The 16,228-nt window shown below is 60.1% G+C and carries 11 protein-coding genes; 9 read left to right on the forward strand and 2 right to left on the reverse strand.

Annotated elements, in window-relative coordinates:
• Nucleotides 1–18: 18 nt before the first annotated feature.
• The 8 genes from ispH to FYK55_RS07630 all read left to right on the forward strand — a co-directional run bounded on the left by ispH (nucleotide 19) and on the right by FYK55_RS07630 (nucleotide 9,903).
• Complete coding sequence (gene ispH, locus FYK55_RS07600; protein ID WP_150075768.1) at nucleotides 19–885, forward strand: 4-hydroxy-3-methylbut-2-enyl diphosphate reductase; 867 nt, start codon at nucleotides 19–21, stop codon at nucleotides 883–885.
• 414 nt (nucleotides 886–1,299) lie between these two features.
• Nucleotides 1,300–2,811 (forward strand): B12-binding domain-containing radical SAM protein, encoded by a 1,512-nt coding sequence (locus FYK55_RS07605; RefSeq protein WP_150075769.1) that lies wholly within the window; start codon nucleotides 1,300–1,302, stop codon nucleotides 2,809–2,811.
• A 14-nt stretch (nucleotides 2,812–2,825) separates the two neighbouring features.
• Nucleotides 2,826–2,987 carry a hypothetical protein gene (locus tag FYK55_RS29615; protein ID WP_235908496.1) on the forward strand — a complete coding sequence of 54 codons (162 nt, stop codon included), beginning with the start codon at nucleotides 2,826–2,828 and terminating at the stop codon, nucleotides 2,985–2,987.
• 57 nt (nucleotides 2,988–3,044) lie between these two features.
• Nucleotides 3,045–4,577, forward strand: a complete 1,533-nt coding sequence (locus FYK55_RS07610; RefSeq protein ID WP_150075770.1) for an arylsulfatase — start codon at nucleotides 3,045–3,047, stop codon at nucleotides 4,575–4,577.
• A 245-nt stretch (nucleotides 4,578–4,822) separates the two neighbouring features.
• The gene (locus FYK55_RS07615; RefSeq protein WP_235908497.1) at nucleotides 4,823–5,395 is read left to right on the forward strand and encodes a hypothetical protein; all 573 of its coding nucleotides are present in this window, start codon (nucleotides 4,823–4,825) and stop codon (nucleotides 5,393–5,395) included.
• 356 nt (nucleotides 5,396–5,751) lie between these two features.
• Nucleotides 5,752–6,393 carry an ECF-type sigma factor gene (locus tag FYK55_RS07620; RefSeq protein ID WP_150075876.1) on the forward strand — a complete coding sequence of 214 codons (642 nt, stop codon included), beginning with the start codon at nucleotides 5,752–5,754 and terminating at the stop codon, nucleotides 6,391–6,393.
• Nucleotides 6,344–8,149 carry a serine/threonine-protein kinase gene (locus tag FYK55_RS07625; RefSeq protein WP_235908498.1) on the forward strand — a complete coding sequence of 602 codons (1,806 nt, stop codon included), beginning with the start codon at nucleotides 6,344–6,346 and terminating at the stop codon, nucleotides 8,147–8,149. Before FYK55_RS07620 ends, FYK55_RS07625 begins: the two co-directional genes overlap by 50 nt.
• An 83-nt stretch (nucleotides 8,150–8,232) precedes the next feature.
• Complete coding sequence (locus tag FYK55_RS07630; protein ID WP_150075771.1) at nucleotides 8,233–9,903, forward strand: acyltransferase family protein; 1,671 nt, start codon at nucleotides 8,233–8,235, stop codon at nucleotides 9,901–9,903.
• A 113-nt stretch (nucleotides 9,904–10,016) separates the two neighbouring features.
• Here the strand turns inward: FYK55_RS07630 and FYK55_RS07635 are convergent, their stop codons facing one another.
• A complete protein-coding gene (locus FYK55_RS07635; protein WP_150075772.1) occupies nucleotides 10,017–11,447 on the reverse strand; it encodes a sulfatase family protein in 1,431 nt (476 codons plus the stop codon).
• A 388-nt stretch (nucleotides 11,448–11,835) separates the two neighbouring features.
• Here FYK55_RS07635 and FYK55_RS07640 point away from each other — a divergent pair, with 388 nt between their 5' ends.
• Complete coding sequence (locus FYK55_RS07640) at nucleotides 11,836–15,015, forward strand: cadherin domain-containing protein (protein ID WP_150075773.1); 3,180 nt, start codon at nucleotides 11,836–11,838, stop codon at nucleotides 15,013–15,015.
• Nucleotides 15,016–15,159: 144 nt separating this feature from the next.
• Here FYK55_RS07640 and FYK55_RS07645 read toward each other — a convergent pair whose 3' ends face one another.
• Nucleotides 15,160–16,038: a thiazole synthase gene (locus FYK55_RS07645; RefSeq protein WP_315854041.1), complete on the reverse strand. Its 879-nt coding sequence runs from the start codon at nucleotides 16,036–16,038 to the stop codon at nucleotides 15,160–15,162.
• Nucleotides 16,039–16,228: the final 190 nt, after the last annotated feature.

The following is a 16,228-nucleotide window of genomic DNA, read 5'->3' on the forward strand; positions in this document are numbered from 1 at the left end:
TAAGACAGGATCCTCTGCATGAAAATTATTCGAGCCTCCGACCTGGGGATGTGCTTCGGTGTTCGCGACGCGTTGCAGATGACCCGGCAGATCCCCGATCCGACGCAGGTGACGATTCATGGCGAACTGGTCCACAACCCACGCGTGATCCATCAACTGAGCCGGGCCGGTTTCCAACAAGCAGCCGAGAATGATCGAAGCGCGATGGCTTCGACGCCCCAGGTGCTGATCACGGCGCATGGCATCAGTGATGCGGAAAGGAAGCGGCTGCGAGCCGCCGGAAAGCAATTGATCGACACGACGTGTCCGCTGGTTCGGCGAGTCCACGAGGCGGCGGTGCAACTGGCCGCTGAAGGACGGCATGTGTTGCTGATTGGAAAACCCGGGCACATCGAAGTGCTGGGCATCATCGAAGATTTAGAATCCTACGACGTCATTGCCAGTCCGCAGGATGTCCGAGCCTACGAAAGTGAAACGCTGGGGGTGATCTGTCAAACGACCATGCCGATGCAAGCCGTCGATGAAATCAGGGCGTGCATTTCGCGGCGAAACCCCCACGCGGACATTCGTTTCATCGACACGGTCTGCCATCCCACCAAGCGTCGACAGCAAGCGATGTCGGAACTGATCCGTCAAGTCGATGCGGTAGTGGTCGTGGGTGGCCGCAATTCCAACAACACTCGACGTCTGGCAGAACTCTGCCAACAACACGGCGTCCCCGCCGTGCACGTCACGTGCGCCGATGAAATCGACCCAACTTGGTTCGGCGACGCTGAAACGGTTGGCCTGACCGCCGGCACGTCGACGTTGGACGAGACGATCAACGAGGTCCACGAGCGACTGGAAGCGATCGCAGCCAGCAAAGTACCGACAGATGCTGGCTGAGCACGCTCATCAGCCTGTAGCTGCAGTATCAATCGATCCATGTCTTGCGTCACAGATTCACCCTCCCGCTTGGAGATCGTACAGCTTTCCGAGTGCGGAAAAGACGTGCTTATCTTAAATTCACCCTCCCTCCGGGAGGGTCAAAGGTGAGGCACGAGCCTTTGGGGAGGGTGTCCTAGAGAACGAGTTGAAAATCAAGGACGCCGGACGTGCCCTCCCCGCGTCGTCGCAGGCTCCTCCGCGACCCTCCCGCAAGCGGGAGGGTGAAGTGACTTGTGCTGCCGTCGCCCAACGACGGCAAGGTGTCACCTCCCACGCTCTGGCGAGCGTGGTTACCTCAAAATGTCGCTGTCCAGCGAGTCAACCGTCATCACGGATACGAACAACCCTCCAAATCAGATCAGCAGGTGAAGCATGGGCAAGTACTGGATCCCGCGGGAGATGCGAATCGCGCCCGACCTGGACTCGGCGAGAACCGTCGGTCCGGTCCGAAAACAACACGCTCTGCTGATCAATCCGTTCTATCCCAAAGATCCGCATGCGAGTTTCGGCAAGCATGTGTTGACGCCGTCCCTGGCCCTGACCAGCATCGCGGGCAGCACGCCGGACCACTGGGACGTGGAGTACTGGGACGAGAACCTGCTGCAGGGCCCGCCGCCGTGTGATCCGGTTCCCGCCGTGGTTGGGATCTCCGTCCACCTGACGTTTGCGAATCGAGCTTACGAGCTTGCACGTTGGTACCGTGATCGCGGATCGATCGTCGTCTTGGGCGGCTTGCATGCGATTTCGTGCCCCGACGAGGTCGCGGCGCATGCCGACGTGCTGGCAATCGGAGACGGAGTTCAGTTGTGGGGACAGATTCTGCGTGACATCGATGCGGACAATCTAAAGGACGTGTACCGGGCCGGCTTCAAGCGACCCTACCGCGAAGACCCTCCGCCGCGACGTGACCTCCTGAAACGGAACGGATTCCTAACCACGACCAGCTTGATCGCCACCCGCGGTTGCCACAATCGATGTGGATTCTGCTATCTGTCCACGAAAGGGCTGCACATGCCGTACTCAATGCGGGACGTCCAGCAGATCGCCGACGAGTTCCGACGCGACGGCCAACCGTATGCGGTGTTCACCGACAATAATCTGGGGTCCAACCCCGAGTACCTGCGTCGACTGTGTCGCGCCCTCCGACCGCTCGAGAAAATCTGGAGCGCCGCGGTCAGCATCGACGTGACCGATGATCCGTCGCTGGTTCGCGAGATGGCTTTGGCCGGGTGCACCGGAGTGTTCATCGGTTTCGAGTCGTTACAGAATGAAAACATCACGGATGCGAAGAAAAAGAGTCCTCGAACCGAGGACTACGCACGCCGCGTCGAACTGCTTCATCGCAACGGGATCCAAGTCAACGGAAGTTTCGTGTTGGGATTCGACCACGACCGGGAAGACGTGTTCGAAACCACCGTTCGATGGGTGGAGGAGAACCGCCTGGAGTGCGCGACGTTTCACATCATGACGCCGTATCCTGGGACTCCGCTGTTTCGGCAGATGGATTCCGAAGCGCGGTTGTTGCACACCGATTGGAGCAAATACGACACCGCGAACGTCGTTTTTCGCCCCAAACACTTGACACCGGAACAGCTGTCCGAAGGTTACGAGTGGTGTTACCGGCGTCTCTTCTCCGCGGCGTCGATCTGGCGTCGACGGCCGCGAGACTGGCGGGCTGTTCCGGCCTACCTGGCGATGTCGTACTTGTACAAGCGTTCCAATCGTTTCTGGCATCTGCTGATCAAGTACCAGCTGACCGCCCGAGCCTGGCGACCGCTAGTCGAATTGACAAGAAGAAGACACCTTCGATTCCGCCGCCGCCTGGCCAAGCAGAATGTGGAGGATGTGGGACGCAGCAGCAGCGTCGTCTCCGCCGGCGTGTAGATTCCCTCGATCCATTGACCCGCCAAGAAAATGAAGCGACGGTGCGGCTGCCGGTCGGCACCGGACCGGGACGGTTGCCGATGGAGGAGATGGAAATTTCATGGAATTTCAACCGTCGGAATGCGACCTGGCCGTCAACGCAACTTTATATTGCAGGCTGCCGCGCGACCGGGTGAAGTCGCCAACTGTTTCTGAGAGACGATCAGCTTCTCAACAATCCTCGGAGTCGATTCATGTTTAGCATCCACCGATTTGTCATCGTCACCCTGGCCCTCTTGGGGTCCGCGAGCGTTTACGCTCAGGAAAAACCGAACATCCTCTTCATCATGGGAGACGACGTCGGGTACTGGAACATCAGCGCGTACAACCAAGGCTTGATGGGTTACAGCACCCCAAACATCGACCGTCTCGCCAAAGAGGGCGGCCAATTCACGTCCTACTATGCGCAACAGAGTTGCACCGCCGGTCGCTCGGCGTTCATCACCGGGCAGATGCCATTTCGAACGGGCCTGTCCAAAGTCGGGCTGCCCGGCGCGGACTTGGGATTGCAGGAGGAAGATCCCACCATCGCCGAGCTGCTCAAGCCGCACGGTTACATGACCGGCCAGTTCGGCAAAAACCACCTTGGTGACAAGGACGAATTCCTGCCGACCAATCACGGCTTCGACGAGTTCTACGGCAACCTGTACCACCTCAATGCAGAGGAGGAACCCGAGAACCCCGACTATCCGAAAGACCCTGAATTCAGAAAAAAGTACGGCCCCCGCGGCGTGATCCACAGCTTCGCCGACGGCAAGATCGAAGACACCGGACCGTTGACCAAGAAGCGGATGGAAACCATCGATGAAGAAGTCCTGGGTGTCGCGAAAGACTTCCTGGATCGGGCGACCAAGGCGGACAAGCCGTTCTTCTGCTGGTTCAATACCACGCGAATGCACAACTTCACTCACGTGAAAGAAGAGAACTCGGGAAAGACCGGGTTGGGATTCTACGCCGACGGAATGGTCGAGCACGACGCGGTGATCGGCAAGCTGCTGGACCACGTCGATGAACTCGGCATCGCCGAGAACACCATCGTGGTTTACACGACCGACAACGGACCGATGGTTTGTCTGTTCCCCGATGCGGGCTCCACTCCGTTTCGTGGCGAGAAGAACACCAACTGGGACGGCGGCTGGCGCGTTCCCGCTCTGATCCGCTGGCCCGGCACCGTCAAACCCGGCAGCAAGTTCGACGATCTGGTCTCCGGCGAGGACTGGATGCCGACGCTGCTTGCCGCCGCCGGCGAGTCGGACATCAAGGAAAAACTTCTCGACGGGCACAAAGCCGGTGACAAGACCTACAAGGTTCACCTGGACGGCTTCGACCAGACCGACTATCTGTCCGGCAAGAGCGAGAAGAGCAACCGCCCGGGATTCTTTTACTTCAGCGATGACGGCGATCTGCTGGCTGTCCGGGGCAAGCGGATCAAGGCGCACTTCATGATCCAGGAAGCGACCGGCATCGACGTTTGGCGTCATCCCTTCACGACGCTCCGGGCGCCGATCTTCTTCGATCTCAAAATCGATCCAGGTGAACGGGGCGACGAAGGCATGAATTACAACGACTGGTGGTACCGCCGCGCTTACGTGTTGGTTCCGATCCAGGAACAAGTGGCAAAAGTGATCGAAACCTTCAAGGAATTTCCGCCGCGTCAAAAGCCGGCCAGCTTTACCGTCGGTGAGGCGCTCGAAGCCCTGAGCTCGCCGATGGCTCCCGGGAAGTAATTCCGCGCAGCGGAGTTGGCGGGTTGGACTTTGCTCCGGCCCGCCGTGGCACTCCGTTTCACCACCACCGTCTGGCGACGGTGGCTACAAGCTAATCCAGCCCTACGTGGCCACGCTCGCCAGAGCGTGGTCGATCTGAGCGCTCCACCGTCGGGCGACGGTGGCTACAACCTAATCCAGCCCTCCGTAGCCCACGCTCGCCAGAGCGTGGGAAGCGCGGGACAACCCGTTCATGGCGTTCACCGATGAAACGGACGCATCTTCCGCGGCTGTGCCCTGAATCGTATCGCGGTCAGGTGTACATTCACTGGACGATGTCCATCGACGATCGACGCACCGGATGGCTTGTTCCGGCGTTCAAGGACAGATTCCGCGAACTGTTGACGCACGCCGCATTTCGGTACGCTTTCGTGTGTCCGGTTTACTGCCTGATGCCGGACCACATGCACCTGGTCTGGGCGGGAGTGAGTGCTCGAAGCGACCAATTGAAAGCATGCCGATACTTCCGCAAGCACGTCAATACGGTGCTCCGACGCCATGGCTACCGTTTCCAGCATCAAGCGCACGATCGGGTTCTCCGAGAGGACGAACGCGAAGAATCGGCATTCATCACCCTTGTCGAATACGTCGCCCGCAATCCCGAAAGGAAGGGCTTGGTGCCGCCTGATTGTTTTTCCGAGTACCGATACACCGGCTGCCTCATCCCCGGCCATCCCGAACTGGAGTTTGGTCAACCCGACTATTGGCTTCGATTTTGGCGTGCCTATTCGTTTCTGCAAAACAACGGACTGTTCGATCCGTTTGAGGAGTCGGTGTAACAACCCGCCACCGTCTGGCGACGGTGGCGACGACTGTGCATTGGCGATCATAGCCACTTTCGTCAGAGCGTGATCAATCGGACCGCTCCACCGTCTGGCGACGGTGGCTACAACCTAACGCTGCCCTCCGCCACTCCAGCGTCTGGCGACGTTGGCTATAACCAAACACGGCACTCCGTCGCCACGCTCGCCAGAGCGTGGTCGATCTGAGCGCTCCACCGTCTGGCGACGGTGGCTACAACCTAATGCTGCCCTCCGCCGCTCCACCGTCTGGCGACGGTGGCTACAATGTGGCGTCCTACGCATTCCGCTCGCACATTGGGCTGCGCCAGAAAGTCGAGACCAAACTTCCCCCGATGTCGGAAACCAACAACGTCAGCCACTGGCTTGATCGGGTCAAGCAAGGCGATTCGGTCGCTGCAAATCACATCTGGCAGCACTATTTCGACCGCTTGGTGCGGTCGGTTCGGCGGCGGCTGCAGGGTCAAAACCACGCGGTGTCGGACGAAGAAGACATCGTCCTGAGCGTTTTCGACAGTTTCTACGCTGCGGCGGAAAAAGGCCGATTCCCGGATCTATCGGATCGGGATGACCTGTGGCGACTGTTGCTGCGGATGTCCGCCAGAAAGGTGATCGACAAACACCGGCGTGATCGGCGGCAGCGCCGCGGTGGTGAGGTAAAAATCCATTCGCTCGGCGGTGACCACGAAACGATTATCGAAGCCATCGGGGACGAACCGTCGCCTGAGATGGTGCTGATGATGCAGGAATCGGTCGAAAATATTTTTTCTCATTTGGGTGTCGGGCAGCTACAGGATTTGGCGGTTGCCAAGTTGGAGGGGCACACCAACGCGGAACTTGCCCTGCGTTTTAGTTGCTCGGAGCGGACGATCGAGCGTCGTCTGCACCTGATTCGAGAAAAATGTCAGCAAGAATTATTCGCAGATAATGAATGTTCGCCAGAAAAGACTTCCGATCGCGGCTCTGGAACGGATTGATGATCGGTGCGCCGAATTCGAACGACAATGGCAGACCGGCACGCCGCCGAGCATCGAATCCGTCGTGTCGGCGGAAAAGCTCTCCGGGGACACCGCCGAGGTTGAACGCGAAGTCCTGCTGGCCGAACTCGTGGTGCTGGAGATCGACTATCGACGACGGCGCGGCGAGCTCCCAACGAAACAGGAATACCTCGATCGATTCCCCGGCCATGCCGAGGCGCTCAACGATGCGCTCAACGAAGGCGAGAAGCCGGCAGGAGCGTTTGTGCCGCCGACCGTCGGTCGATTGTCCGAATTGTTTCCGTCTCTGGAGATCATCGGACTATTGGGTGCCGGCGGGATGGGGGCTGTCTACAAGGCGCGGCAGAAAGGCCTGGACCGCTTTGTCGCCCTGAAGGTTCTGCCGGAAGAATTCGATCACGATGTGAAGTTTGCCCTGAGGTTCACTCGCGAAGCTCGCACGTTGGCGAAGCTCAGTCACCCCAACATCGTTTCGGTTTTCGAATTTGGGAAGGTCCAGGACACGTTTTACTTCCTGATGGAGTTCGTCGACGGCCCCACGCTTCGCGACGTTGTCCACGGCGGGGAACTGTCACCCGAACAAGCCCTTGCAATCGTTCCGCATCTCTGCGACGCGTTGCAATTCGCCCACGACAAGGGCGTCATCCACCGCGACATCAAGCCGGAGAACATTCTGATCTCCAAAGACGGCACCGTGAAGATTGCCGACTTCGGCCTGGCGCGGATTCTTGGGAACGAATTGCAGCAAACCGCGCTCACCGGAACGCACCAGGTCATGGGGACGCCTCGCTACATGGCGCCCGAACAGTTCGAGGGAACTCGCAGCGTTGACCATCGCGCCGACATCTACTCCCTGGGCGTCGTGTTCTATGAAATGTTGACCGGCGAGCTTCCGATCGGACGATTCGCCGCACCGTCACGAAAGGTCGCAATCGATGTGCGCCTTGACGAGGTGGTCCTCCGCACGCTCGAGAAAGAACCCGAGCGTCGCTACCAGCAGGCAAGCCAAGTCAAATCGGACGTGCAGTCCATCGCATCGACGGAGCCCCCGGCGCTCGCCCCCACCCTGGCTCTCGGCGAGGTCGACCGGAATGCCGCCGACACCGCGGCGGAGTCATCGTCGCCATCCTCCGACGCCAGTCTGCAGCACCAGGAGTTGGCCGCAAGGTTGTTGCTGACGCGGCGCGAATTGATGGAACGCGTCCGGAGGTCCCTGCGGCCATTGCTGCGGGGACAACTGGTTCAGATCCTCATTGGTTGCCTGATCGTCATCCTGGGGGCTCAATGTTGGGCCCGAAACACCCAAGTCCCGCACCGGCTGGTCTGCGGAATCATCCTGCACGTGTACGGCATCCTGGTGATCGCGGCTGGCGCAGCCGTTTGCACGCGGATCAATCGAATCGATTACACCGCACCGGTCGATCAGATCCGCAGCCGGCTGGACGCCGTTCGTAACGTCTACCTTCAAGTTGGCGCGGCGATCGGATTCCCGTGGTGGCTGATGTGGATCCCGGTTGCCGTGGCGATCGGCTTTGACGTCGTCCTGCTGCCGAATTCCCTGATTCCTTCGGTCGTTGTCGGGGTGATCGGAATGACGGCGTCGTACTGGCTGTACCGTCGCGTCCAGCAACCCGGAACACCGTCGGCGGAAAGCTGGCGAAAGCGGTTTGCCGGAGAGAGCCTCGCAAACGCGTACCAGATCCTGGCGGAGATCGAGCGAGCTCAAATTCGGTGAGGGATAAGCCGCCCGGCTCTTTGGACACAAGTGGGAGTTCAACCATTAGCACTTCAATCGAAACGCTCATCGACGCGGAACCGTTGGGCGACGCACGAGAGCCTGCCCTCGCGGGCAACGGCGACGCGACCTTGCCGGCCATCGACCGGCGACATGACCTGGACGCTTTGCGTGCGATCGCGATGTTGCTGGGGATCGTGCTTCACGCCGCATTATCCTTTGCACCGATACCGTGGACCGTGAAGGACAACCAACAGAGTGGCTTTTACTACGTGCTCTTCGCGAGCATCCACGGGTTTCGCATGCCGCTGTTCTTCATGCTGAGCGGTTTTTTTACGGCGATGTTGTGGCGAAAACGCGGGCTCGGCGGCCTCGTCAAGCAGCGACTCAAGAGGATCGCCCTGCCGCTGTTTCTTGGTTGCTTGACCATCGTACCGGCGATGTGGGCGGTGATTTTTTTTTTCAGCCGACCTTCTCCCGCGCAATCAGCGAACCCGAACGTCTGGGCGGCGGTCGTTGACGGCCAAACGGATCAAGTTCGCGCCGCGATCGAATCGTCGGAAATTGGCGTCAACGCCGTCAACCAGGACGGGGCGTCGCTGTTGACGGTGGCGGTCTTTCTGGGGCAGACAGACATGGTCGAAATGCTGTTGGACATGGGAGCCGATGTTCATCAGCGAAACCGAGATGGGGGAACTGCCTTGCACAGCGCCGCGTTTGTCGGACGCGGCGAAGAGGCCGCCATGCTGTTGCGTGCCGGAGCGGTGACCGATGCGGTGGATGCCAACGGCCAAACCGCCAGGGATCTGTTGAACATCGATTTTGGTACCACAAACGCCATCGCGACATCGTTTGGGCTTTCGCTTGACGAACGGGCTGTGAAAGTCGGACGAGCCGACATCGCGAAGCAAATGGGCGTGACGGCCCCATCAGCACAGGATCACAACGCTTCAAAGAATCCAACCTGGGAAGCGATCAAGCCGCTGTTGTTCCAGTTCCCCGTCTTCATGCATCTGTGGTTTCTGTGTTGGCTGATCGCGGCGTTTGCGATCTACGCGGTCTTTGCCAAATGGCTGAGGATCGACAAGCTACCGAAGTGGCTCGTCTGCTCGCCGGCCAACCTGCTGTGGCTGATTCCACTGACGATGCTACCCCAATCGTTGATGACCCCAAGCACCTTCGGCCCGGATTCGTCCATCGGACTGCTGCCCATCCCGAACGTGCTTGCGTACTACGCCGTGTTCTTTTTCTTCGGCGTGTTGTACTGGGACATGGACGACACCCATGGCCGACTCGGACGCGGGTGGATGATCCATTTGTCAATCGCGATCATCGTCGTCTTCCCGATCGGTTTGGACCTGGTGTCCGGGGCGTTGGGAGTCGTGCCGAAGCTGCGTGACCCCACGCTGAACCGCCTGGCGGCAGGCTTCCTCCAAGCCCTGTACGCATGGCTGATGACCTTCGGATTGATCGGCGCGTGTCGCCGATTGATGCCTGAGGAGAACCGCACCCTGCGCTATATCTCCGACTCGTCGTATTGGCTGTATTTGGCTCACCTCCCGCTGGTCCTGCTGGCTCAATGGTTCGTGCGTGATTCCACGGCCCCGGCCTTTGTGAAGTTCGTGGGAATCACGGTGGTGGTTTCTGCGCTCCTCCTGCTGACTTACGAATATGGCGTTCGCTACACCATCATCGGCCGCATCCTCAATGGTTCTCGACAGAGGAGTCCGTCACGAATCGCAACGAACGCTTGAAATGAGACACGCGAGTTGTCGATGGTTACCTCCCGCATGTTGTGGTCCGTTCGCAGGTCCGAAACGGCACGTCCGACCAACGGTCACGGTAGGCTCGAGGCAGATCGCTGATCTCAATCCCTTGCCGGCGACGACAGTGCGTAGCCGTTCTTGCGGGCCCAGGGACGTTTGGCGGGCTGTCTAGTCTCGGCCGACATTTCGGTGGCCCGCCCCCGATCGCCTTGTTGCTTCATCCAAGCCTCCAGGGCGACGGTCAATCGCTGTTGCGTGTCCGCCGTCCGAGTCTGATCCGCCAGGTTGTTCAAGCACCACGGATCCTCCGACACCTGAAACAACTCCGTGGCCGGTCGCTGTTGGTATCCAGAAACTCGCTGCCTGGCAAAAGGCGTCTCCGTCCGTTTCCACGATGCGAAAACGTCGCTGCGGAATGTCACCATGTTTTCAAACCGATTCTCTGGATGAAGGTTGCGAATCAGCAACCAATCCCCATCGGTCACGCTGCGAATACCGTACGCTTCGCTGCCATGGTAGATACCACGCGTCGTGTTGACGCTGAACACATACTCGTGGAGCGAGTCCGCCTCTCCGCGGAGGACCGGAGCGAACGATGTTCCGTCCAGGTCAAGCGAACTGGGGTCGCCGCCAGCGAGCTGCACGAAGGTCGGGACCACATCGACGTAACTGATCAATGCATCGGAGACGCGCCCCGGGGCAATGGTGCCGGGCCAGCGGGCGATCGCGGCGGCATGAATTCCCATTTCGTAACAGGTCCATTTGCCATAGGGCAGTTGAGAACCCTGTTCACTGAGCCAGAGAGTCAACGTGTTGTCCGCTTGGCCCAGATCATTGAGTATCTTCACCACCTCGCCGACCTGCCGGTCCATGTACGTGATTTCGGCGTAGTACTTTGAAAGTGCCTGACGTGATTCTGGCGTGTCGACCAGGTACGGCGGGACGGTCAGCTGATCGGGAGGATAGGCCGAGGCGTCCCCGCGGTTCCAGGGTGCATGCGGCTGATTGGATGCCACGACCAGGCACCACGGATGATCGCCCCGATCACCGAGGAACTGCCGGGCAAGATCCAACGGCAAGTCCGCCCCGTCGGGCGACCGGCCGCCATCGTGATGCTGGCCGCCCAGCATTTCAAATGGAAACGCCGACGCGGGTGCTTCGTGACGCTTCCCCACGATCGCGGTCTGATATCCAAGCGATCGCAAGTAGTGCGGCAACGATCGGACGTGGTCATACACCCGACTGTGATTGGGGTGCGCCCCATTTCGAACCGGGTACAACCCCGTGTACAGGCTTTGACGCAGCGGGCTGCAGGTAGGTGCAGAGTTGTAGCACCGCGTGAATCGACAGCCGTCGGCGGCCAACGCATCCAGGTGGGGCGTCTTCACGTCCGGATGACCGAAGCAACCCAGATCGGTGTACGTCATGTCGTCGGCCACGAACAGCAGCAGGTTCGGCGGTGCTGCACCGCCGGTGACACTCAGGACCAGGGCCGCGAACAAGCCACAACTGGCTGCAATTGTTTTCTTCATGGAATCACGACCGCCGGTCGGGTTGGCGGACAGGAGGATCGAAACCGGGCAATTCACCCTCCGGCAAGGAGGCCATGCCGCGAACGTACCGGAGCGTGCCCCACTCGGCGACCCACGATGCGACCCGATCAGCGACCCAAATTTCTGCTTCGGAGTCGTTTTTACAAGGGAAACGGGGTCCATGGCACTTCTGTTTCCTGGGCACGCTACTCCGTTTTCTGGGCACGCCGACCCCCGTTTTTGGGCGAGAGGGTCCGTTTCCTGGGCACGCCCCGAGAGCCCAAAGCGTGTGTACACTAGTAAAACTTATTCGGCCGCGACTCCTCCCTTCGCGCGCCTGGGCACTTCTCTGAATTCTATTTGGCGAACGATCGCCTGAGGTCCGAGAATGAAACGATCTCATTCCCCACTGCGACGTCTGACTTTTGATGCCTTGGAGAGCCGCCGGTTGTTGGCCGCTCAGATCAGTGAATTACTGGTCGACCCGCTGTTTGGCGACAAAGACGAAGTTCAAATGGTCGAGCTTCGCGGGGCTCCCCAGCAAACCCTCTCTCAAGGTACCTACCTGGTCATCGCCAGCGAGCGGACCACGGACTTTGGCAAAATCCACGGAATCTTTGATCTGAGCGGGTTGTCGTTCGGATCCAACGGATACCTGGTTCTTTTGGAGCAGAACAGCCCGCACCAGGTAGACGGTGCTGCCAACGTCTTGGTTTCCACCGAACCGGGATTCGGCGGTTTGCCCGGAGACATCTATTCCGATTCGCACAGTTTAAGTGACCGCATCGACTTCATCATCGGAGCCAACGGCTACTTCCTGGTCGAGTCGTCGACGCCGCCGGTGTTGGGGGAAAGCATTGATGCAACCGCCGATGGGGTGATCGATCCGGTTCAATCGGGCGTCTGGAACGTGCTGGATTCGATTTCCCTGCACCCCTTCGTCGGACGTGGCGAGCGGGCGCTAGGCGATGTGGTGTTTGCCGAAATCGGTTCCACCGATCCGAACATCCAGACGCGGGACGGCGTCTCCCTGGTAGCGACCGAAGGCTTTGGTTACGCCGCGCGGGTCGGCGAGTCCACTGGCAGCACGCCGGCCGACTGGATTGCCAGCACGGTGGTCGACGAAAGTGAACCCACCGACACCGAACCCCGTTGGGCGGTCGCCGACAACTTGTTTGGCGTTCCCAGTCAATACGCGTTCTCCGGACGTGACCTGGATCACGTCGGAGGCCCCAACTTCGTTGGCGGTGTCCGCGGAATTGTCACCAACCGCGACAGTGGACAACCGATCGAAGGGGCAACGCTGTTCGCCGATACCAACCAGAACGGGTTGCGTGACAACCTGACCTTTGTCGTTGAACCCGATGCGGCCGTCCCGGAAGTGATTCCGGTCGACAACTTCGGAAACGAGACCGAAGACTACCCGCTGATCAACGCCTACCCCGGTGTGACGATCACCAACTACTCGCTGGACTCCTTTCCCTCGTCGGCGGTCACTTCCGAACGGGAAGCAGATTTCCCCAACAAGCTGGTGAACCGGATCTTTGCGACCGGGGGCATCGCCTGGTTCAGCAATAGTGGCGTGCTGCGATTCGATTTCTACGATCCCGTCAACGCGGTCACCATCGAAGCGATCGGAAGTGACAACAGCCTCTCGCCGGTGTACGGCCGCATCGAAGCCTACAACGCGGCCGGCGAACTGTTGGCCACGGACCTGAGTTCGCGATTGATCGACAGCCAGCGAGAAATGATCGGCGTGTCGACCGGACAAGACAACATCGCGTACGTGTATGCCTATTCCGACGAGGACGAAGGCGATGGAGGACCCTTTGGGCGGTTCGATCACCTAACGTATTCACAATACGAACTGGCGGCTCAAACCGACTCCGACGGCTATTACGAACTGACCAACCTGTTCCCGGGCACGTACGAAATCCAACCGCTGGGAACGTCGCTGCGTGGTCCAGCATTCACCCACCAGGTGACCCGCTACGAGCACGCGGTGGCCGATTTTGAACTCGGCCCCAACCGGGCTCCCGAGATCCAGGCGGCCACCTTCGCGTTGCCGGAAAACTCCACCGCCCAAACCGTGGTCGGCCAAATCACCGCCACCGACCCGGACGGTGATCCGATCTCATTCTCGTTCCAGGAACCCAATTCGGACTTCTTGATCGACGCCTCGACCGGTGAGATCACGGTCGCGGAGAACGCGTCACTGAACTTCGAATCCTCGGCAACGCGAACACCGACCGTGGTGGTTGCCGACGGCGACGGATTGAGCGTTTCTCGGCAAATCACGATCACGCTGTCCGACGTCAATGACGCCCCCGTTTTGGACTCGGCGACGATCAACGTGGCGGAGAACTCAAACGGACAACTGCACCAGTTGCAGGTTTCCGATGACGACGCTTCCCAGGGTCACACGTTTCTGCTGGTCGGTGGAACCGCCGAAAGCCTGGTGGAGATTACCGACAGTGGACAGGTCATGCTGCGTGACGGCGCCGAACTGGATTTTGAATCCGGATCGGAGTACACCCTGGTCGTCCGCGTGACCGACGACGGACAGCCCGCGTTGTTCGACGAACAAACGATCACATTGGCGATCAGCGACGTCAACGAACCTCCCGTTCTGGTGTCCAACGCCTTCACGATTGATGAGAACGCGGTCGGATCGTTGGGACAGATTGCGGTCGAAGATCCGGATGCGAACCAATTCCTTTCGTTCACACCGATCGGTGGAACCGGCGTGGACCTGATCGACGTGACCGCCACGGGCGAGCTGATGCTGAAGGACGGCCAGATTCTGGACTTCGAATCGACGCCCGAACTAACGCTGCTGGTGCGGATCGCCGACAACGGCCTGCCCAGCGAAAGCGTCGAAGAAACCATCACGGTGACGCTTGTCGACGTCAACGAACCCCCGGCCGTGCTGGCGGAGATCGATCCGCAATCGGCGACGACCGGGTCGATGTTCCAGTTTGGCCTGCCGCCTTCCTTTGCGGAGGATCCCGAAGGATCGGCTTGGACGGTGCAAGCCACCATTGCCGGTGAAACGCTTCCCAATTGGCTGCAGTTCGACCCGTCGTCAATGACCATGGAAGGCATCCCGACCTCCTTTGACTTCGGAACCATCGAAGTCACGCTGCGGGTCTATGAGACCGGCGCTCCGGAAATCGCCTCGGAAGTGACGTTCCCGCTGACGGTCGACTTGAGCAACACGCCGCTCTACAACGCGACCACGCCGCAAGATGTCAACGGCGACCGGCTGATTTCACCGATCGACGCCTTGCGAGTGATCAACTACATCGCCCGCACCGCCAACGCCTCGGTGGACAGTTCGGTCCGTCTGGAAGCGTTCTATGACGTGACGGGCGATAATCTGGTCAGCCCGATCGATGCGTTGCGCGTGATCAACGAATTGGCGCGGCGTGCGGCCGAACAGGGCGGGTCGGAAGGTGAGTCGACGGCCGCGAACGTGACGTCCGATTTCCTGAGCGGGCCAGGATCCGCTTTCGAATCCGACGATCACGATGACGCGTTGTTGCGATTCCTGGACGAAGCGGTCTGATTCAGGGCTCCGTCACGCACAGCGTGACCTACAGGTGCTGATCCAGGGCTCCGTCACGCACAGCGTGACCTACAGGTGCTACGTCACGCACCGCGTGACGGGCCGAGCTTGCGTTGCGGCTTTGAGGAGTCTGCAGCGGGACGGTCAAGATGAGGCTTGACTGCCGTAGGGACGCGTGCTGATGACCCCTTCGCTGGGGCTGGAGGCGGTTCCGTACAGACGCTTGGGGATCCGTCCGGCCAGGAACGCGTTCCGGCCCGCGATGGCCGCGTGCCGCATCGCCGTCGCCATTCGTACCGGATCACGGGCGTGGGCGATGGCCGTGTTGAGCAAGACGGCGTCGCCACCGAGCTCGAACGCCTGACTGACGTCGCTCGCTGTCCCCACGCCGGCGTCAATGATCACGGGGTAGTCCGGATCGTCTTCCTTCAAATACTCCAAAATGATCCGCAGATTGTTCGGGTTCAGCAGCCCTTGGCCGCTGCCGATCGGGCTTCCGGCCGGCATCACGCTGGCGGCCCCCGCCTGTTTCAAACGCTGGGCGGTCACCGGACAGTCGCTGGTGTAGCAGAGCACCTGAAAGCCTTCGGCGGTCAACTCGCGACAAGCGGTCACGGTTTCGGCGGGGTCGGGTAACAGGGTCTTGCTGTCGCCAAGCACCTCCAACTTGACCCAGTCGGATCCCGGATTGCCCAGGGTGCGAAGGATTTCGCGGCCCAGCTTGGCCGCCCGGATCGCGTCGGCGGCGGTGTAGCAACCGGCTGTATTGGGCAGCAACGTGTAACGGTCCAGGTCGATGAAGTCCAAAATGTTCTGGCCGCCGCGCTCATACAACTTTTCCCGGCGGACGGCAACGGTCACGCAGTCCGCACCGGAGGCTTGCAGCGAATCCCGCATCTGCTCCATCGTGTCGTAACGCCCGGTGCCGACGATCAGTCGGCTGCCCAGGGTGTGGTGTCCGACACGCAGAGCCGGTTGGTCGACGTCGGTGGCGGTGGGATCTTGATCCGATGCGATGGACACGATGATTCCGGGGTTGATGAAAAAGGACGTCGAGACGGAAGACGTGGCAACGGCGTCGCGGAGTGCGCGACAAGTGGTTCTCGCCGTACCTTGAGTTCTCGCCGCAACTTCAAACGGCGGACGACCGACCAGCGGACAACCAACCGCCTGGCGTCGAACACGGCGGACAGTGTTCGTCGGAAAGTGCGCG

The sequence above is a fragment of the Roseiconus nitratireducens genome (assembly GCF_008629675.1).
GTDB classification, from domain to species: Bacteria; Planctomycetota; Planctomycetia; order Pirellulales; family Pirellulaceae; genus Stieleria; species Stieleria nitratireducens.

Bases quoted from the DNA above. Each gene is read 5' to 3' on its own strand.
- ispH (WP_150075768.1), top strand. From the start codon at position 19: ATGAAAATTATTCGAGCCTCCGACCTGGGGATGTGCTTCGGTGTTCGC.
- FYK55_RS07605 (WP_150075769.1), top strand. From the start codon at position 1,300: ATGGGCAAGTACTGGATCCCGCGGGAGATGCGAATCGCGCCCGACCTG.
- FYK55_RS07610 (WP_150075770.1), top strand. From the start codon at position 3,045: ATGTTTAGCATCCACCGATTTGTCATCGTCACCCTGGCCCTCTTGGGG.
- FYK55_RS07615 (WP_235908497.1), top strand. From the start codon at position 4,823: ATGAAACGGACGCATCTTCCGCGGCTGTGCCCTGAATCGTATCGCGGT.
- FYK55_RS07620 (WP_150075876.1), top strand. From the start codon at position 5,752: ATGTCGGAAACCAACAACGTCAGCCACTGGCTTGATCGGGTCAAGCAA.
- FYK55_RS07625 (WP_235908498.1), top strand. From the start codon at position 6,344: ATGAATGTTCGCCAGAAAAGACTTCCGATCGCGGCTCTGGAACGGATT.
- FYK55_RS07635 (WP_150075772.1), bottom strand. From the start codon at position 11,447: ATGAAGAAAACAATTGCAGCCAGTTGTGGCTTGTTCGCGGCCCTGGTC.
- FYK55_RS07640 (WP_150075773.1), top strand. From the start codon at position 11,836: ATGAAACGATCTCATTCCCCACTGCGACGTCTGACTTTTGATGCCTTG.